Annotated in this window: 8 protein-coding genes; 6 read left to right on the forward strand and 2 right to left on the reverse strand. The window is 48.2% G+C overall.

Annotated elements, in window-relative coordinates; translation table 11 throughout:
- Positions 1–25: 25 nt before the first annotated feature.
- The 6 genes from Q338_RS12955 (at position 26) to clpP (ending at position 18,233) form a co-directional block, all read left to right on the forward strand.
- Complete coding sequence (locus Q338_RS12955; protein WP_034296340.1) at positions 26–12,265, forward strand: Ig-like domain-containing protein; 12,240 nt, start codon at positions 26–28, stop codon at positions 12,263–12,265.
- Between the two features lie 271 nt (positions 12,266–12,536).
- The gene (ftsW, locus tag Q338_RS12960) at positions 12,537–13,844 is read left to right on the forward strand and encodes a putative lipid II flippase FtsW (protein WP_051968661.1); all 1,308 of its coding nucleotides are present in this window, start codon (positions 12,537–12,539) and stop codon (positions 13,842–13,844) included.
- A gap of 25 nt (positions 13,845–13,869) precedes the next feature.
- Positions 13,870–14,940: an undecaprenyldiphospho-muramoylpentapeptide beta-N-acetylglucosaminyltransferase gene (murG, locus tag Q338_RS12965; protein WP_034296343.1), complete on the forward strand. Its 1,071-nt coding sequence runs from the start codon at positions 13,870–13,872 to the stop codon at positions 14,938–14,940.
- Between the two features lie 161 nt (positions 14,941–15,101).
- The gene (gene tig, locus Q338_RS12970; protein WP_034296347.1) at positions 15,102–16,409 is read left to right on the forward strand and encodes a trigger factor; all 1,308 of its coding nucleotides are present in this window, start codon (positions 15,102–15,104) and stop codon (positions 16,407–16,409) included.
- Positions 16,410–16,603: 194 nt separating this feature from the next.
- A complete protein-coding gene (locus Q338_RS12975; RefSeq protein WP_244772879.1) occupies positions 16,604–17,506 on the forward strand; it encodes an ABC transporter substrate-binding protein in 903 nt (300 codons plus the stop codon).
- Between the two features lie 100 nt (positions 17,507–17,606).
- The gene (gene clpP, locus Q338_RS12980) at positions 17,607–18,233 is read left to right on the forward strand and encodes an ATP-dependent Clp endopeptidase proteolytic subunit ClpP (RefSeq protein WP_034296350.1); all 627 of its coding nucleotides are present in this window, start codon (positions 17,607–17,609) and stop codon (positions 18,231–18,233) included.
- A gap of 181 nt (positions 18,234–18,414) precedes the next feature.
- Here the strand turns inward: clpP and Q338_RS12985 are convergent, their stop codons facing one another.
- Both Q338_RS12985 and Q338_RS12990 read right to left on the reverse strand, forming a co-directional pair.
- Complete coding sequence (locus tag Q338_RS12985; RefSeq protein WP_377896436.1) at positions 18,415–20,199, reverse strand: bifunctional alpha/beta hydrolase/class I SAM-dependent methyltransferase; 1,785 nt, start codon at positions 20,197–20,199, stop codon at positions 18,415–18,417.
- 78 nt (positions 20,200–20,277) lie between these two features.
- Positions 20,278–20,883 carry a CDP-alcohol phosphatidyltransferase family protein gene (locus tag Q338_RS12990; protein WP_034296353.1) on the reverse strand — a complete coding sequence of 202 codons (606 nt, stop codon included), beginning with the start codon at positions 20,881–20,883 and terminating at the stop codon, positions 20,278–20,280.
- Between the last annotated feature and the right edge of the window lie 247 nt (positions 20,884–21,130).

Below are 21,130 nucleotides of genomic sequence, written 5' to 3' on the forward strand. Positions count from 1 at the left end.
TATTTGTTTTTAAATGGAAGTTGCCATGTCTCAATATGTTTTAAATATTACACAAAATAACCACACCAAAACGGTTCATTTGGTGAGCAATCAGCAAACGGTGAAAGTGGTCGCCGAAGCAGGTGCGCGTTATCAAATTTTGAACGATAAAGGTGTTTTGGTCTTGCAGCCCAAAGTGCAGGAAATGGGCGCGGATTTGTGGGTGTTTTTGGACGGCGCGAAAGATAGTGTGCCTGATATTATTATTCAGGGATATGGTGATTTTTCTCCTATTATCAATGAGATGAGTTTGCAGCAGATGGAAGCGACTTTGGCATTGACCAATACGCCATCTGCTATGCCGCTTATGCCAACCAATGTGGCGAGCGTGCCTGAAAGCGTGGCTTTGACCGCTAGCGAAGTCAGCACCGCGCCTGCGGCTTTGGCTGAACCCGTTAGCAGCGCGGCAACGACCGCTGCAACGGAAACCGCCACCACCACCGCTACAACTGCCAGCAGCACGGCGGCTGGGGCAACTTCATCGTTTAGTGCCAAGCGTTTGTTGGGTGGGGTGCTGGTGTTGGCTTTGATGGGCGGCGGCGCGGCGGCGGCTGTGAACGCGGCGCGTGATGACGATGATGAACCCGCCGTGCCAAATCCTGCCGCGCCCGAAGTTACTTTGAATGCGGTGGCGGGCGACAATGTGATTAACCAAAATGAAGCCACTGGCACATTCCCCATTTCAGGCAGCGTGAACGGTGCGCGTGATGGCGATGTGGTGCGCGTGTTAGTGGACGGCGTGGAAATTGCGGCGACCACTGTGTTGAACGACACATTTAGCGTGGACGTTTCAGGCAGCCTGTTGGCAAATGCGGCGACCAAAACATTGACGGTTGAAGTGGTGGCGACCAATGAACAGGGTGGCAGCACCACCAGCAGCGTGGCGGCGAATTATGAATTGGCGGTAATGGATGAGCCTTCGCTGGTGGTGAATACGGTGGCGGGCGACAATATTGTGAACATGGCGGAAGCAGCGCAAGATGTGGTGGTGTCTGGCGTGGTGTCGGGTGCGCGTGATGGCGACACGGTAACGATTAAATTGGATAATCAAGCAGTTGCTACGGCAACGGTTGTCAATGGTGCGTTTAGCGTGAATATTGCAGGCAGCCTGTTGGCAAATGCAAACACGAAAACGATTACCGCCGAAGTGTTGGCAACGGACACGTTTGGCAATTCGGTGTTGGCGAGTGTTGAGCAAGGTTATGCGTATCAGACATTGGCGAAACCCGTGATTTCTAATGTGAACATCGCGGGCGACAATATTTTGGATAAAACGGAAACGGCGGCAAATGTAGCCGTTTCAGGCAGCGTGTCGGGCGCAAAAGACGGCGATACGGTTGAAATTATTTTGGATAATCAAGTTGTTGCCACAACCCAGATTGCCAAAGATGGTTTTACTGCCCAGCTTGCAGGCAGCCTGTTGGCAAAGGCGGCGAATCAATCCATCACGGTACAAGTTGCCACGTCTGATGCGGTGGGCAATGAGCAAAGTGCTTCGGTTTCGCAAACTTATACCGTGCCGACTTTGGATAAACCCACGATTTCTAATCTGAAAATCGCGGGCGACAATCTTTTGAGCATGACTGAAGCGGCGGCAGAGGTGGCGATTTCAGGCAGCGTGTCGGGTGCGAATAATGGCGATACAGTAAACATTATTATTGATAATCAAACGGTTACAACTGCAATGGTTGCCAATGGTGTATTTAGCGTGAATGTTTCAGGCAGCCTGTTAGCCAATGCCAATACGAAAACGGTGATTGCGGAAGTATTGGTACAAGATAAGTATGGCAATCAAGAAGTTGGCAAAGCGGAACAGTCTTATACCGCGCCGACTTTGGCTGCGCCGACCATCAACCAAATCACGATTTCGGGCGATAACCACATCAATGAAATGGAAGCCACGCAAGAAGTGGCGATTACGGGCAAAGTTCAGGGCGCGCGCCCTGATGATGTGGTGGAAGTGTGGGTAGATGGCAAAATGGTCGCCACGACCAAAGTGGTCAATGATGGATTTAGCGTGAATGTGGCTGGCAGTGTGTTGGCAAATGCGGCGAATCCATCGGTGATGATTGGCGTGTTGGCAACCGATAATTATGGCAATTCGGTGCGTGGTGAACAAATTCAAGTATTTGAATTGAATCAATTAAATGAACCTAAAATTGAATTGAATCCATTAACCGCCAATCAGGATAATCTCATTAACAAAACGGAATTGGCGGCAAATATCGCGCTTTCAGGCAGCCTGCAAAATGTGGCTGATGGCACGATGATTGAAATTAAATTAGATGATAAAGTTTTAACCACCGCTACGGCAGCGGCTGGCACATTCACGGTAGAAGTTGTAGGCAGTCTGCTGAAAGACGGCAAAACGGTGTTGGCGACTGTGGTGGTGCGCGATGATTTTGGCAATGAGAAATCCGCCAGCAGCAGTCAAACTTACACGGTGCAAACGGAAGCGGTTGCGCCCAAAGTTGTGATTGACGTGATTGCGGAAAACGATGTGTTGAACGCGGCGGAAGCGGCGGTTGATGTGGCGATTTCAGGCAGCGTGGAAGGCGCGAAAACGGGCGATGTAGTGGAATTGTTGTTGGACGGTAAAGTGGTGGCAACCACGACTGTAGCCAATGGCGGCGGTTTCACGCAATTTGTGTCGGGCAAAGTATTGGCGGCGGCTACGACAAGTGAATTGACCGTGCGTGTGAGTGGCAAAGACGCGGCTGGCAACGATTTTGTTGGCGAAGGCAAACGCGATTATGATGTGCAAACCCAGTTGCCCGAACCCAAAATCACGCTGGATGTGATTGCTGGCGACAATGTGTTGAATGGCGCGGAAGCGGCGGCTGATGTGCGGATTTCAGGCACATTGGAAAATGTGAAAGATGGCGATACGGTAGAAATTTGGTTAGACAACCAAAAAGTTACCGAAACACAAGCCGCCAATAATGCGTTTAGCGTGAATATTGCAGGCAGCCTGTTGGCGGGCGCGCAAGACACCACTTTGATGGCAAAAGTCAGCACGCAAGACGCACATGGTAATTCGGCTACGGCGATGGATACGGAATCGTATGCTCATCAGCCACGCGCCGCCATGCCTGAAGTGTCGCTGGACAAAATCACGTTTGATAATGTGATTAACGCCCAAGAAGCGGCAGGCAATATTACCATTACAGGCAAAACCAGTTTGGCAACAGGCAAAGAAGTAGAGCTGTTGCTGGACGGTAAAGTGGTGGGCAAAGTGGCGGTAGCTGGTGGACGTTTCAGCACCGAGCTTGCAGGCAGCCTGTTTGTGAATGCAAGCGATAAAACGCTGACGGTTCAAGCAACAAATACCGATTCGGCGGGCAACACGGCTACGGCTACGGCGAAACGCACGTTTAGCGTACACAATGAATTGTCCAATGTAACCATTACTTTGGATAAAGTAACCAACGATGAAACCATTAATGGCGCAGAAGCCCAATCGCCCATCACGATTTCAGGCAGCACCACAGGTGCGCGTATTGGCGATACGGTGGAATTGTTGCTGGACGGCAACAAAGTAGCGGACGCGGTGGTGGGCGCGGACGGTAAATTTGGCGCGGTGGTGCAAGGCAGCGTGTTGATTAATGCGACCACGCGCACTTTAACGGCAAAACTTGCCGCCACCGATGATTTTGGCAACGCGCAAAACGCCGAAACAACAAAAGATTATAAAGTGGAATTGTCGGCAGAAACGCCTGTGATTTCATTGAATTATTTAACGGAAGACAACATCATCAACGCCACCGAAGCCGTCGCCGATGTTACGGTGTCGGGTAAAGTGCAAAATGTGCAAGATGCTGATGTTATTGAATTGTTATTAGATGGCAAAGTGATTACCACCACCACGTCCACTCAAGGCGTGTTTAGTGTGAATATTGCAGGCAGCCTGCTGGAAAAAGCGGCGGAAAGCGAATTGGTGGCGCGTGTCAGCACCACCAGCGCGGCAGGGAACACCGCTTCCAGAACCGCCACCAATGATTATGAAGTGGACACAACTGCGCCACAACCGACCATTGTTTTAACAGCGATTTCCGATGGTACATTGAATGCCGCCGAAAGCGCGGCGCAAGTGTTGCTGACGGGTACGGTGGACGGTGCGCGTGTGGGCGATGTGGTGAAATTGACTTTGGAAAACGGCGATGTTTTGGGCGAAACCAAAGTATTGGACGGCGGCGAATTCAATTTAAGCGTTGCAGGTAGCCTGTTTGCCGCGCAACAAGGTTCGCGCACGATTACGGCTGAAGTGTTTGCCACCGATGTGGCGGGCAACACGGGCAACGCCACCACCACGCAAAAATTGCTGGTGGACACGATTGCGCCCGATGACACCACCGCCCAATTAGACAAAATCACAGGCGATGACATTCTGAATATGACCGATGATGTGAATCAAATCATCACCGTTTCAGGCAGCACGTCTGTGGAACGCGCGGGCAATCAAGTTCATTTCACGGTAGGTAAAGAAACGTTCAGCACCACCGTAGGCACAGACGGTGCGTTTAGCGTGGGCATTGCAGGCAGCCTGCTGACACAAAACACGCAAATTGTGTACAAAATTGACGCGGTGGACACGGCTGGCAATGCGGCAACTGTTTCATTTACCCATGATTATCAAGTGGTGAGCTTGGCTGCGCCGAGTGTGAAAAATTTATTGTTGGCAAACGACAATCGCCTGAATGAGACGGAAGCGAAAGGGAATGTTTCGCTGTCGGGCGAAGTCGTGGGCGCGCGCAATGATGATAAAGTCAATATTGTGGTAGATGGCAAAACCATTGCCAATGCGGTGGTGCAAGATGGCACGTTCACGGTCAATAATTTGTCGGGCGAATTGTTGGCAAATGCCGCCAATCCAGTTATCACGGTGGAAGTGATTGCCACCGACACGGCAAACAACCGCGTTACAGGTTCGGGCGATGTGGCTTATACCTTAAGCACGTTAATGCCGCCTGTGTTGAGCGATTTGAATTTGGCGGACGATAAAGTATTGAACAGCACGGAAGCGGCTGGCAAAGTATGGTTGTCGGGCAAAGTGAGTGGTGCGCGTGAAAATGATGTGCTGACGATTAGTTTGAATGGCAAAGAAATCGCCACAGGCAAAGTGTTGGGCAATGCGTTTAGCGTGGAATTGGACGGCGCGACTTTGGCGGCGGCAAACAGCAAAGAATTGCAGGTTTCCGTGTTGGCGACTGATGATTCGGGCAATGCGAAAGCGGGCAACGCCACCATTGCGTATGACGTGAAAACCTTGTCTGCGCCTGAAATCACGTTCACCGTTGCCAATGATGACAAATTAACCAATAAAGAAGCCACCGAAACGGTGCAAGTTTCAGGCACAGCAGTAGGCGCGAAAGTTGATGATGTGGTGCGCGTGTTGCTGGGTGGCGTGGAAATTGGCACGGGCAAAGTGGTTTCAGGCAGCCAGTTTACGATTGACGTATCAGGCAAAACGTTGGCAGACGCGACAGACAAAACGCTGACAGTCAGCGTGTTGGCGACCGATACTTATGGCAACTCCACTTTGGGCGAGAAAAACCAGTCTTATGAAATGGCTTCTTTGACCACGCCAAATGTGGAAATCACGGCGATTGCTGGCACGGATTTTGTGTTGAGCGCGGCGGAAGCGGCGGCGCAAGTGGCGGTGTCGGGTACGGTGTTGCCTGCTTACGATGGCAATGCGGTACGCGTGTTGTTGGGCGACAAGGAAATTGGCACAGGCACGGTGGCGAAAAACGCGTTCACGGTTGAAGTGAGCAGTGCGGATTTGATTGGCGCAAACGCGAAACAAATTACCGTAGAAGTGTTGGTGAAAGACGAGCATGGCAATGAAGAGCAAGGGCGTGCGACTCATGCGTATTCATTGGACACGCTGGCTGCGCCGATTGTAAACTTGTCCGATGTTTCAGGTGATAAGGTTCTGAATGCCAAAGAAGTATTGGCAGATGTGGCGATTAGCGGCACGGTATCGGGCGCACGCGATGGCGATACGGTAAACATTATTGTGGACGACAAAACGGTTACCACCACAACGGTGGCGGCTGGTGTGTTCAGCGTGAATGTTTCAGGCAGCCTGCTGCAAAATGCGGCGACAAAAGCGGTTACGGCGCAAGTTTTGGCAACTGACGTGTTGGGCAATCAAACGGCTGGCACGGCGGTGGCAGAATATCGTCTGGAGAATTTGGCTGCGCCGATTGTGAACGAATTGCACATCGCCGATGACAATATTTTGAATGGCACGGAACAAGCGGCGGCGGCTGTGGCGATTTCGGGCAAAGTGAGCGGCGCAAATGATGGCGCGGTAGTAACGTTGTTGCTGGACGGTGCGACTTTGACCACGACCACCGTAGCGGCTGGCGCGTTCAGCGTGAACGTGGCGGGCAGCGCGTTGGCGGCGGCACAATCGCGTGAAATCACGGCAACTGTTTTGGCGACCGATAATTATGGCAACGAAGCCACAGGCAGCCTGAAACAAGCGTATGAATTGAAAGATTTGGCTGCGCCTGTGATTTCCGAAATTCAAATTGCCGAAGACGGTTTCTTAAATCAAACCGAGCAACAAGCGGAAGCGGTGCAAGTGGTCGGCAAAGTGAGCGGCGCACAGGAAAATGATGTGGTGCGCGTGTTGTTGGCGGGCGTGGAAATTGGCACGGGCAAAGTGGTGGCAAATGCGTTTGCGGTGTCGGTTTCAGGCAGCCAGTTGGCGGCGGCAAGCGATAAGACTTTGACGGTGGAAGTGTTGGCAACGGATACGGCGCAGAACACGACCACAGGTTCGGCTACGGCAGCGTATGAATTGAAAAATTTGGCTGCACCAAGTATTACGTTGGCAGAAATTGCAGGTAACGATGTGTTGAGTCCTGCTGAAGCGGCAGCGAATGTGGCGATTGCTGGCACGGTATCGGGCGCGAAAGACGGCGATACGGTGAATATTATTGTGGACGGCAAAACCGTTACCACCACGCAAGTGGTGGCTGGCAAATTCACGGTAGATGTTTCAGGCAGCCTGCTGAAAGATGCGGTGGCAAAAACGGTTACGGTGGAAGTGTTGGCGAGCGATGAATTTGGTAACACGACTGCTGGTACGAGCGAGAAAACGTACACGGTCAGCAATTTGCTTGCGCCAGAAATTACCTTGAATGCGATTGCGGGCGACGCGATTTTGGACGTTACCGAAGCGGCGGGCAATGTGGCGATTTCAGGCAGCGTGGCGGCGCGTGATGGCGATACGGTAAATATTATCGTGGACGGCAAAACGGCGACCACGACCACCGTGTCATCAGGTACGTTTACGGTAGATGTTTCAGGCAGCCTGCTGAAAGACGCGGTGGAAAAATCGGTAAATGTGGAAGTGATTACCACCGATGGCGAAGGCAGTTCGGTTACGGCAACGCAAGTTGGTAGCTATCAATTAGCGAAGTTGGCTGCGCCTACGGTTACGATTGTGTCCATTGCGGGCGATGAAAAAGTTTTGAATAAAGCGGAATCCACCGAAATGGTTGCGATTTCTGGCACTGTTATGGGTGCGCGTGAAGCAGATAAGGTACGCGTACTGTTGGACGGCAAGGAAATCGGGACGGGCGAAGTGTCGGCTACGAATACGTTTAGCGTGAGCGTTGCAGGCAGCCTGTTGGCGAAAGACGGGGTGGCGACTTCGGGCGAAATCACGGTAGAAGTAACGGCAACTGATGTGTTTAACCAAACCGAAGTTGGCACAATTACGGCTGAATACCAAATCAAAACCAAAGTCAGCGAACCGACCATTGAATTAGACGATATTTCGGGTGATGGCTATTTGAATATGAATGATTTGAATCAAGGCATGATTCAGATTACAGGTAGAGTGGACAATGCGTCTGCCAATGCCAAAGTAACACTCAAATTGGGCGAAACAGTGTTGGGCGAGAATATTGCGGTGGTGAACGGGCGTTTCAGTGTGGGCAATATCAGCACATTCTCATTGACCAATGGCACGGAAAAAACCATCACGGCAACGGTAGAAATGACCGATGATGCGGGCAATGCTGCGTCTGCGACCACCAGCAAGTCTTATCAAGTGGTGGATAATATTAACGCGCCTACGGTGGAAGTGGACACGATTGCCACCGATGGTTATTTGAATGCGGCGGAAGCGGCAGCCACAGAAATTGTGATTACAGGCACGGTTACGACTCAACCGATTGCAGGTATGACGACTACAGAAAAAGTGAATTTGACCATTGGCGAATACAAGGCAACGGTTGATGTGGTCAATGGTAAATTCTCACACGCGGTAACGGGCGCAGTTTTGCAGGCTGCCAGCACCGTGAAAGCGGTGGCGATTACCACCGATTTGGCGGGCAATACGGCTGAAAGCGCGGTGGTAAATAAGGATTATGTGGTTGATTTGTTGGCAGATAAACCAATTATCACGTTGAACCCAATTGCAGGCAATGATGTATTAAGCATTGCGGAAGCGGCAGCAGAACGCATTAACATCATTGGTAGTGCAAGCAATACGCAAGATGGCGATAAAGTAGTTGTTACCATTGGCAATAAAACGTATGACACAACCATTAGAAATCAAGGCTTTTTGGTTACGGCGACAGGCGCGGAATTGAAAGCGGCGGCTGGCGAAGGCACAGCAGCGAGCGTGAAAGTGAGCGTGGTGGCGCATGATGTGGCGGGCAATTCGGTATTGGCGGAATACACGCATGATTATCAGGTGGTGGGTGCTGCAGATATTCCTGTTTTGACTGTGAATAAGCCGATTGCGGGCGACAATATTATTAACAAAACTGAATCTACACAAATCATTCGTTTGACAGGTGTAGCAGAAAATGCTCAAGATGGTCAAGTAACAGCCACTGTAAATGGTAAGGAATTCTATGGTCGTGTGCAACCAGATAAGACATATTGGGTGGATATTTCTGGTGCAGATTTGGTGGCAGATAAAAATAAAACCATTTCGCTGACGGTAGTAAGAGAGGTATTTGGTGGTGAATCCACGACTGCCAGCATTACGGCAACATATGATGTGGATTTGGAAGCACCAATTCCTGTGATTGAAATGCGCCCCATCACCGCAGACAACACGATTAATTACAAAGAATCGCGTGAAGCCAAGATTACGGTTTCAGGCAGCCTGCAAAATGTGCGTGAAAGTGATGATGTGAAAATTGTCATTGGCAACAATACTTATAAGGGCAAAGTGGCGAACAATGGTTTTGCCATTGATGTACCGGGGAGTGTGTTGGCGGCGCATTCATCTATGGAAGTAACGGTTACGGGTTCGGACGAAGCGGCGAACTTGTCGCCGACCACGATTATTCATGAGTATAAAGTGGATACGGTTGGTGCGGTGGCAACGATTTTGGTCAATGAAATCACGTCAGACAACACGATTAATTTGCGTGAATCCCAAGAAGCTGCCATTTTGGTAACGGGCAGCACCACAGGTGCGCGTGAAAACGATAAAGTGGAATTGGTGATTGGCACACACACGGTTACAGGCAGCGTGTTGGCAAACGGTCAATTCAGTATTGAAGTGGCAGGTTCGCATTTCTTGAATAACAACCAAGTTCAGGCTGCCTTAACTGCTACCGATGAAGCGGGCAATGAATCCACCGCGCAATACACACGTCCTTATCAAGTAGATGATGTTTTGGATAAACCCAAAATCACGATTGATAATTTGACAGGCGATAACATCATCAATCTGAAAGACAGTACTGAAACCATTACCATCACAGGTCATGCTAGTCCTGCGCGTGTGGGCGATACGGTGGTGTTGCAGTTGGGCAATTTGGCTCCTGTGAATGGCAAAATTTTGGACGCGGACGGCAAATTCTCCCTGCAAGTAGCGGGCGCGGATTTGGCAAAATACACACAATTCACAGTAACGGTAAACAACAGCGATGCGGCGGAAAACCAAAATACGGGTTCACATACGCATTCATACCAAGTGATTTTGGACATGACACAACCGACCGTGTCATTGAATATGATTGCGGGCGATGGCGTGTTGAACCGTGATGAATCTATGGATACGCTGCAATTGACGGGTAAAGCCGAAAACACCACCAATGGTAAAGTGGTGTTGAGCGTGGGTTCTCAAACCTATTCGGCGACTGTGGGGGCTGATGGCACGTTTACATTTAATAATGTTTCAGGCAGCCAGTTAGCCAGCCACGCAGGCGAAGGCAATACAGGCACGGTAAGCGTGGTCTTGACCGCAACCGACCCTGTTTCGGGCAACACGGCAACGGCGGAAAGCACACAAACGTATCGCGTGATTACCGAAATGAAGCAGCCTGAAATTCAATTAGGCACGGTCAGCGAAGACAATATTGTTAGCGGCGCAGAAGCGGCGGCGGGCAAAATGGTTACGCTCAAAGGCACGGTAAGCAATGCCAAAGACGGCGATAAAGTATTTGTGTACACAGGTTCGTCCTACACGAAACATGAAACTGCGGTCAAAGGCAATGCTTATGAAATCCAAATTGCGGGTTCGGAATTGAAAGAAAACACGCAGTATCAGGTGGAAGTGATTGCTACCGATGGTTTGGGTAATTCGGTGAGCAGCAGCGTAACAGGCAGCTATACGGTGGACGTGGAAACCAGTGCACCTAATATTACCATTGATAAACAATTGTTTAAACGCACACAATTAGATGGCACGGTTACATTTACAGGCACGGTGTCGCATGATAGTGATGTGGACGAGAAAAATGTAAACATCGTGGTAACGCTCAATGGCAAAAATTACCCAGCCACTTTGTCGGGCAATAAATGGACGGTAAGTGTGCAAGGTAAGGATTTGGGCGCGAAGTGGGGCGAAAACGAAGTGAAAGTAACCGCCACCGTGATGGATTCGGTGGGCAACCAAGCGATTGGCACAGAAACAGGTTCATATACGGCAGAATTGGCAGAATTGCAATTTGATAATATTACGCCTGATAATATTATTGTTGCCAATGAAGCGACTGAACCCAATATTCGCGTAACGGGTAAAGTGGTGGGCGATTATCAGCCGAATGATGAAGTCAGCATTAGCCTTCACTCTCGCACTTATACGGCAGCAGTAAACAGCAACGGCACATTTAGTGTAGATTTGCCAACCGATAATTTGCTGGTGAATGGCAATACGTTGAAGGTGTTTAGCTCACGCACCTTGGACGCTTATTTCATAACACAATCAGGTGGCGCAGAACATAAGGTGAATACGGAATTTACCTATTATGTGAAAATTGCTACCAATATTGGTATGGAGGTAGACCCAATTTCTGAAGATAATGTACTGGATAAAAGTGATTTGGCAAACACGATGACTGCGATTACAGGTCGTTTAACCAGTATTTCTGATCCAGAACATGATTTGAAACAGGTGCTTAGAATTCGAGCCATTGTTAATGGCAATGAATATTCAACCTATACCGATGGACAGACTGGGGCATTTGTGCTTCAAGTCAATACCATCGATGTATTTGAACATCCTGTAGAGAATCCAAATTATGGTCAAATGTTCCGCGTAGAAATTGAGGATAAACAAGATTCGTTTGGTAATCGTATTCTAAGTTCTTTTAATAATGTGCGGTACAAAACGAATTTGAATGGCAGCAATTCATGGATTAGCGCACGCAGCGCAGATTTCTTGGATAGTGAAGATGAATTGGCAAATGCTGTTAACCATGAAGATGAAGACCATCATGGCGTTTCAGATGTTTCAGGCAGCCTGCATAATGCAGCAGAAGCCTATCGTGCCGCCACCATCAGCAGCCACAGCGCAAGCGATGATGACAGCAGTACGGACACGCATTATCTGAACACGCCTGTGGACAAATCGCCATACGCACCCGCACCAGCAGAACAGGGCGGCGATTATGTGTACAAAGTGGCAGCCAATAGCAATCCATACGCCTACGCAGGAACCAGCGAATCTCATGACTATGAAGTGGTGGACAATACCACCAACAACACAGTCAATGAAACCGCCGCCAGCGAAAGCGAGTGGACAGTAGCCGAAACGCATGATTTGACGGAAAACGCATTAGCCGAAAAAGCCAATGCCATCACCGAAGATGAAAACGTGGATTACGCCGCCGTAGAAGCCGCCGCACCAAATTTGATGAACAGCGAAATTGCTGCCAGCACCACCAGCAGCAATGCCTACGCACCATCGGGTTTGGTAAACAGCGAAGAATGGGAACATACCGCGTATCAAATTATTTAATGATTTGAATAATATGATGGTTTAAGCCCTTTCAGGCAGCCTGAAAAGCAAAAAACGGAATTTCTCACCAGAAATTCCGTTTTTTATTTTATGAATTTGGCAACAGCGATTTTTTCAGGCAGCCTGAAATAAATCAAATGCTTAAATAAAATGAACAAGTGGAAAATCAAATAGTTTAAAAAAACGACAAAATTTTGTTAAAATAGACGGTTATTTTTATAAATAAAATAACTTATTTAATCACGCATAAAGCAAAAACAACACAATTTATATGAAACTGCCACATACAATCTTTTCCGAACGCGCCAATTTTGATTTCACCCTGCCCGATAAACGCAAAGAATACGACCAAACTTTGTTGTGGGTTTTATTGTGTTTGCTGGGTTTTGGTTTGATTATGGTGTATTCCGCTTCCATCGCCCAAGCAGGACTGAATAATTTTGCCAATCGTGATGCGTTTTTTATCAAACAAGCGCAATTTGCCACCATTGGTATGTTATTGGCTTGGCTACTTTTTCGTGCGCCGATGTGGCGATGGCAACGTTGGACCAAATTTGCCTTACCCATCACAATCATTGTGTTGGCGATTGTTCCCATTATTGGCGAAGAAATCAATGGCGCAAAACGCTGGCTTTCCCTACCTGGTGGCATCAAAATGCAGCCCAGCGAAGTATTTAAGCTGGTTACGATTATGTATATGGCGAGCTTTTTCAAACGCCGCCTAGATGTATTAAACGATTTTAAACGCGTGCGTTGGGTTGCCGTGCCGATTGCGATTGGTGCAGCGTTTATTTTATTGACCCGAGATTTGGGGTCGGCGATGGTGGTGCTGGCAATTGCGATTGCTTTGTTATTTTTAGCGAATTTGCCTGCGCGTTGGTTTGTGTTTGTGGTGGGCGTGGGGGCTTCGGTGGTGGGTTTGGTGATTGCCACGTCTGAATTTCGTATGCGCCGCATTAGTGTGATGTGGCAGCCTTGGAAAGACCCGACAGGCACAGGTTATCAAAGCATGGGTTCATTGATGTCTATTGAACGCGGCGGCTGGTTTGGCGAAGGTTTGGGCAATGGCATTTTTAAACGTGGCTTTTTGCCCGAAGCGCATACAGATTTTATTGCGGCGGTGATTGCGGAAGAATTGGGTTTGATTACCCTGATTGCCTTGGTTTTGTGTTATGGTTGGATAGTGTGGCGTGCTTTTGGGATTGGCAAACGAGCGCGTGATTTGGAGCTGCATTTTAATTCATTTATTGCCATTGGCATTGGCGTGTGGGTGGCGGTACAAACATTTATTAATATTGGTGTGAATATTAGTTTGTTGCCAAACAAGGGTTTAACTTTGCCTTTGGTGTCGTATGGCGGTTCGTCTTTGGTGATTATGATAATTGCGTTTACGATGTTGTTGCGCGTGGATTATGAAAATCGCAAGAAAGAACAAGGGATTAGTTTTATTGACCCACATTGGGACAAATTGCCTGAAACCGAAGCTGTAAACGAAACGCCCAGCGAAGAAGTGTCTGAACACGAAGAAGCGGCAAATGACCATGACGCACAGGTGAACCATAAACGTCAGGCAGCCTGAATTTATAATTAACTGAATAATCAAGATGATGAGCAAAACATTTCTCTTAATGGCAGGCGGCACGGGTGGGCATATTTTTCCTGCTTTGGCGGTGGCGCAATCTTTGCAAAAACAAGGGCATAAAGTCGTGTGGTTGGGCAGCAAAGACAGCATGGAAGAACGTCTTGTGCCACAACACAATATCACGCTGGAAACCATCGCCATGAAAGGCGTACGCGGTAACGGTTTGAAACGCAAACTGATGTTGCCCATTACCCTGTGGCAAACGGTGCAGGCTGCCAAAGCGATTATTACACGCCACAATATTGATGTGGTGATTGGTTTTGGCGGTTTTGTTACTTTCCCTGGTGGTGTGGCGGCGAAATTGGCGGGCATTCCGATTGTGATTCACGAGCAAAACGCGGTGGCGGGTTTGTCCAATAAAGTGTTGGCGAAATGGGCGGCGCGTGTGCTGTACGCGTTTCCCAAAGCCTTTGAGCAATATCCTGATGGTTTGGTGGGCAATCCTGTGCGCGCGGAAATTGCCGAATTACCCGAGCCAAAACAACGCTTTGAACAGCGTTCAGGCAGCCTGAATGTGTTGGTGGTGGGCGGTAGTTTGGGGGCGCAAGTGTTGAATGAGACTGTGCCGCAAGCACTCGCCATGTTGCCCGAAGCGCAACGCCCGAATGTGATTCATCAGTCGGGGCGCAATAAATTGGACGCGCTCAAATCTGCCTATGAACAAGCCAATGTTCAAGCACAATGTATTGAATTTGTTGATGATATGGTGTCGGCGTATCGCAATGCTGATGTGGTGATTTGTCGTGCAGGTGCGCTGACGATTGCGGAATTGACGGCGGCTGGTGTGGGCGCATTGCTCGTTCCCTATCCGCATGCGGTGGACGACCACCAAACGGCAAATGCGCGTTTTGTGGTGTCGGCGGACGCAGGTTTGCTGTTGCCGCAAGCGCAATTGACGGCAGCAAAATTAGCAGAAATTTTGGGCGGTTTAACGCGTGAACAATGTTTGCAATGGGCAGAGCAAGCGCGTACTTTGGCATTGCCCGACAGCGCGGACGATGTGGCGCGAATCGCCATTAAGGTGGCAAATTAATTTCAGGCAGCCTGAAAAAAGTGGGGAGAATCCATGATTTCTCCCCATTTTTGTTTTTCAGGCTGCCTGAAAAGGGGAACATCTGCAAAAATCATGCGCTTTTGCGTGGTTTTATGGTAAAATTTTCAATTTTGTTAAACTGAATTTCAAGGAAGGTCGCCATGAGCGCAATTATTGAAACATTGGAAAACTTGGAACGTAAAATTGTCGTGGCTGTTAAATGGTCAGATGTGAACGCCGAGTTTGATAAACGATTGAAACAAACCGCAAAAAAAGCGCGTATTGACGGCTTCCGTCCAGGGCATGCGCCTTTGAAAATGGTGGCGCAAATGTATGGCGCGAGCATTCAAAATGATGTATTGAATGATTTGGCGCAGGCTGCTTTCAACAAAGAAATCGTGGAACAACAAGTGCGTATCGCCGATTTGTTGCGCGTAGAAGCCGTTGAAAATGCAGAACAAGATGCGGAAGAATTCAAAGCAGCGTTTATTTTTGAAGTGTTGCCTGAAGTACAATTGGCGGATTTGTCTGCGTTGAATATTGAAAAAGCCGTAGCGACTGTAGGCGATGCGGAAGTGGAGCAAACCATTGAAATCTTGCGTAAACAACGCACACGCTACAACCGCGTAGAACGTGAAGCGCAAAACGAAGACCGCGTGATTATTGATTTTGAAGGTAAAATTGATGGCGTGGCGTTTGATGGTGGCACTTCACAAAATTACCCATTTGTATTGGGTCAAGGTCAAATGTTGCCTGAATTTGAAGCAGGCATCATCGGCTTGAAAGAAGGCGAAAGCAAAGACGTGGAAGTTACCTTCCCCGAAGATTATCATGGCACGGACGTGGCAGACAAAACCGCCGTGTTTACCATTACCGTACGCAATGTGGCAGCAGCCGAATTGCCCGAAGTAGATGAGCAATTCGCCAAAGCTTTGGGCATTGCCGATGGCGATGTAGCCAAAATGCGCGAAGAAGTGAAGAAAAATGTGAGCCGCGAAGTGAAACGCCGCACCGATTCGCAAAATGTTAGCGCAGTAATGGCGGCATTGCGTGAAGCACATACTTTTGATTTACCACGCAGTTTGGTAAACGAAGAAGCGGGTCGCTTGGCTGAAGAAATGAAGCAAAACTTTGTTCAACAAGGTTTGGACGCCAAAGATTTGCAATTGCCTTTGGATATGTTTGTAGAGCGTGCGGAAGAGCGCGTGAAATTGGGTTTGATTTTGCCCATTTTGGTGGAAGAAAACAAATTGCAACCGTCTGACGAACAAATCAAAGCGATTGTAAACGAGTTTGCCGAAAGCTACGAAGACCCACAAGAAGTGATTGATTGGTACTTTGCTGACCGTCAGCGTTTGAATGGTCCAATGAATTTGGCTTTGGAAGCAAATGTGGTGGATTTTGTGTTGAGTAAAGCACAAGTTACTGAAAAAACATTGAGTTTTGATGATGTGATGGCAGCACAATAATTCTGCTGATTGCTATCTATATAAACCCTATATAAACCGCACCGAAATATTGATTTGGGTGCGGTTTGCGTTTTCAGGTTGCCTGAAAATTAAAATCTTTGTTTTTATTTAGAATATGATTTGACTGGATTAGGCGATTTTATGTTAATATTTAGACTCATTTATTTACAAGGGCTTTACAAAGGATAATGATTATGATGACTTCAACTCGTTTATTTCTGGCGGCTGCGGTGTGTGCTATATTGGCTGGCTGCGGCGATACTGTGCCTCCTGCACAAAATGCGGCTTCTGCACCTGCTGATAAACCTGCTGCGGCATCAAGTGCCAGCAGCGCGGTGGCTGATGTGCCTAAAGTGAATTTGCCTGCCGATGCGCCTGTGGTTACAGTGGTTACTACGGGTAAAACACGCCCATTCTCGTTTACCGAAGTAGATGGCAGCGTAACGGGTATGGACGTTGATGTGATTAGCAAAATCGGCGAAGCACAAGGTTTCCGTGTACAAATTCACAAACGCCCATGGCAAAATTTGTTTACCGATGTGGAAGCAGGGCATTTCCAAATCGCCATTTCAGGGATTTCCTATACGGCGGAACGCTCTGAAAAATACAATTTGTCTCATTCCTATGCTTTGAATCCCAGCATTTTGATGTTTACCAATCCTGAATTGGAAGCTCAAATCAAAGATTTGAAATCATTGAAAAATATCCCTAATTTGACGGTTGGGGTCTTAGATGGTTCCAAACACATGAAACAGATGACCGAAGCAGGTATTACCAATTTGAAACCATATAAAACCACATTCTTGCTGTTTAGTGGCTTGCTGAAAGGCGAAGCGAATGTGATTGCACAAGATGGTTTATTGTTGCAACAATTGGCAAAAGAACATCCGCAAAATAAAACCTATACATTTACTTATGAAGATAAAAAAGAACCATCTGCGCAATTGGTTATCTTGATGAAAAAAGACAATACGGAATTGTTGCAAAAAGTGAATGATGGTTTGGCAAAAATCCAAGACAATGGCGAATTGGCAAAAATTCACGCTAAATGGATTGGTAATGAAGCTGCACCACAATCAGCTTCTCCTGCAAAATAATCTTTTATTTTGAACAAAATCATGTTCTAATTATGCGTTTAGAACATGATTTTGTATTTTCAGGCTGCCTGAAAAGTTTTTTAATTTGAATAGGATAACCATGTTTCCCGAAATCCAAAACAATACTTTAATTCCCACCGTGATTGAACAAAGCGGTCGCGGTGAACGTGCTTTTGATATTTACTCGCGTTTGTTGAAAGAGCGCATTATTTTCTTGGTGGGTCCTGTGAACGACCACACCGCCAATTTGGTGGTGGCGCAATTGCTGTTTTTGGAAAGCGAAAATCCTGACAAGGATATTTATTTCTACATCAATAGCCCTGGGGGCAGCGTTACGGCGGGCATGAGCATTTATGATACGATGAATTTTATCAAACCCGATGTGCAAACTTTGTGTTTGGGGCAGGCGGCGAGCATGGGCGCGTTTTTGCTGTCGGCGGGCGCGAAAGGCAAGCGTTTTGCGCTGCCCAATAGCCGCATTATGATTCATCAGCCTTTGATTAGCGGTGGTTTGGGCGGTCAGGCTTCGGACATTGAAATTCACGCTAAAGAGTTGATTAAAATTAAAGAAAAATTAAATCGCCTGTTGTCGGAACACACGGGTCAGCCATTGGAACAAGTTGAGCGCGATACCGACCGTGATAATTTTATGTCGGCGGACGCGGCGATGGCGTATGGTTTGATTGATAAAGTGATTGCGACTCGTGATGAAGCGACCGTGAAATAATTGATTTTTATAGTCCTTTAAAATACAAATAGTACGGCGTTGCCAACGACCTTATGTACTAGATGTACACGGCGGGCGTTGTCGCCTTGTACTATTTTAATTTTAAACGACTATAAAATATAAGGCAGCCTGAATATGTTTTCAGGCTGCCTTATTGACATTATTTTTGATGAAAAACGGATTATTCGGTCTCATCAGATTTGTTTTCACTCAATATGGGGCTTTTCGCGCCTTTTACCGCCAAACTCACGGTAAAAATGCCATCATCATCAATCCATTGCGCGATTTTGTGGAAACCTGCTTTTTCCACCAAACCATCCATTTCCAATTGGCTGCGGCGGCGCATCACCCAATTGGGGCGACCATCTTTGTGGCTGGTCAGGGCGCGGGCGATGAGTTCCAGTTGGGGGTGATGGGGCTGGTTGGTGTAAATCAGGTAGCCGCCTTTGCCTATGGCTTCGCCAAAGCCCTTAAGTGATTGTAAAACCAAATCATTGTCGCCAAACAATTCGTGTAAACCCGAGACTATGCCCAAAGTGGGTTTGGGTTTCATTTTTTTGTAATTTTCTGGGTTGAACGCGTCCACTTGTTCAAAAGAAACAAGGTGTTCTAAACCTCGCTCAGCAATCATTTTTTGCCCAACCGCCACATTCACCGCGCTGTAATCGCGTAAACGCACGCTTTCAGGCAGCCTGTCGTGTGGCAGCGCGTCCAAAACATAACGCCCATGTCCTGCGGCGATGTCCAAAATATGCACTTTTTTACGCGCGGTGTGTAATTTGTCTAATGCTAAATTAATGGCTTGTTTTAAATGGTATTTGCGTTTGCGAATGCCGCGCCAACCAATCGCGTTTAAGTAAATTTCGTCTATCCAAGTGCCAAAGGTATTGGTACCGCGTGGCTGATTTTGGTACACATAATCCAAAGTGCTGCCCGAATCAAATCCGACATCACGCCCAATTTTCAAGCCTTCGCTGAATTTCGCGCCCCATTTAATCGCGGCGCGGACGGTCGCCCAATACAAACCGCGTGGCGAACACAGCGAGAGTGGGGTGGCAAGGCGGTCGGCTTCGCGGCGCGATAAGTAGCGTTGCAATTCGGCGGTGTCCACCGTAGGCGCGGTTTCGGCAAAACGCTCGTTGATAAAGCGGCGAATTTGGACAAAGGCTTCTTCGCGTTGTTTTTCGCCCAAAGTGTCGTGATAAAAACCTTTGAAAACATGGCGTTCTTTGATGGGGCTGGCGAGATTGTTGTAAAACTCGTGCTGTGGCGCGGCGTGTACCACAAAATCGCTGCCTGAAACCAGCATCTGAATGGGGGTAGCGATTTGGTGGGCGTTTTGTACCACGCGTTTGCCCAAATCATACAAGCCAAGCAAGACGCGCACGGAAATGGCGGGCGCAATCAATTCGTCATGGTCGTAGCTGTATTGGCGGGCGCGGTCGTGGGTCAAATAGTGTGATTTAACATAGCTTTGCACAAAAAAATTGCCGCGCAATTGGTGGGCGAGCCGCAAAGCAGGTCGCGCAAATGGCACATACAATTTCACTTTAAACGCAGGCGCGGCGAGTATGGCGCAACGGATTTTGGGCGCGTAATCATTCAGCCAGCCTGCGGCGATGACCGCGCCCACGCTTTGGGCAATCAGGCAGATGTTTTCGGGCGCAATGCCGTGTTCGCGCTGTATGTGTTTGATAAATTGGTCTAAATCATTGATGGTGGTGCCTACGCTGGGGCTGTCGCCGCGTTCGCCTGACGTGTGTCCGTGTCCGCGCGCGTCCCATGCGAAACAGGCGAAATCGTCCATACGCAATTCTTCGTGGACGTACATCATGCGTGCCGAATGCTCGTGTCCGCGATGGAGCAGGACGATGGCGCGGTCGGTGTTGCCGTTGGCGGCGGGGCGATGACGGTAGAAAATGGGGGTGCCATCGCTGGCGGTGAAATGATGGGTGCTTTCTTGAATTTGCATAATTAGGCTCTTGTTTATTTTAAGAATTTTTGAATTTGAATGGGGTGGAATAATCTTCAGGCTGCCTGAACATTATTGCGTGCTGGCGCGTAAACCATTTTGTAAACGTAACCAACACGTTACACACATGGTGATGATTGCCAGCCAAACCAGTAAACTCGCCCACGCGTTCAGGCTGCCTGCCAGCGCGTACCAAATTGCCAAAATGCCAAACAGCGCGGCGCGTTCAGGTTTGCCCATAAAACCATCGTAACGGCGACCGTTAAAACCATACACTTTTCCTAATAAACCAAATACTTCCGTCAAAGCCGCCAACCAAATAAATAAGCCCATCTGAAAACCACCCAGTACAAAGGCAAACGGCAAATACAAAGCCGCGTCCGCCACAATATCGCCCACTTCGTTTAAATAGCCGCCCAGCGCGGATTCTTGCATAAATTCGCGCGCCAACATACCGTCCAGCGCGTTCAATGCCATGCGCACAAATAGCCAAATCGGTAGCAGCCAAAATAACCATGCGCTTGTAGCAAAAATCGTTAAAAATCCACCAATTAAAATGGAAACACCCGCCGCCAACAATGTAATTTGATTGGCGGTTACGCCACGCGCGGCTAATTTTTGCGCGGTGGGGCGCAAGGCAGCCTGAAATTGTGGCTTGATTTGATAGAGATTGAGCATGATGATTCTCATATAAAATAAAATTAACACAATGATAACACAAGATAATCTCTCGCCCAAATTTGCGGCGTGGTCTATGCTTTGATGTGTTGCAAGATATTCGTGAAATGGGATTGCGAGATGGTTAAATTTAACCCATAATCACAGGGCTTCACAGACGTTTCAGGCTGCCTTTCAGTACACGATAATTTTTAATTTTACCAACCATCTGTTCCCTCCCCCATCTCCAACGGGGGAGAGATAGGGT

It is taken from the genome of Alysiella crassa DSM 2578 (genome assembly GCF_000745955.1).
Classification (GTDB): Bacteria; Pseudomonadota; Gammaproteobacteria; order Burkholderiales; family Neisseriaceae; genus Simonsiella; species Simonsiella crassa.

Bases quoted from the DNA above. Each gene is read 5' to 3' on its own strand.
- Q338_RS12990 (WP_034296353.1), bottom strand. From the start codon at position 20,883: ATGCTCAATCTCTATCAAATCAAGCCACAATTTCAGGCTGCCTTGCGC.
- Q338_RS12975 (WP_244772879.1), top strand. From the start codon at position 16,604: ATGATGACTTCAACTCGTTTATTTCTGGCGGCTGCGGTGTGTGCTATA.
- Q338_RS12955 (WP_034296340.1), top strand. From the start codon at position 26: ATGTCTCAATATGTTTTAAATATTACACAAAATAACCACACCAAAACG.
- clpP (WP_034296350.1), top strand. From the start codon at position 17,607: ATGTTTCCCGAAATCCAAAACAATACTTTAATTCCCACCGTGATTGAA.
- tig (WP_034296347.1), top strand. From the start codon at position 15,102: ATGAGCGCAATTATTGAAACATTGGAAAACTTGGAACGTAAAATTGTC.
- ftsW (WP_051968661.1), top strand. From the start codon at position 12,537: ATGAAACTGCCACATACAATCTTTTCCGAACGCGCCAATTTTGATTTC.
- murG (WP_034296343.1), top strand. From the start codon at position 13,870: ATGATGAGCAAAACATTTCTCTTAATGGCAGGCGGCACGGGTGGGCAT.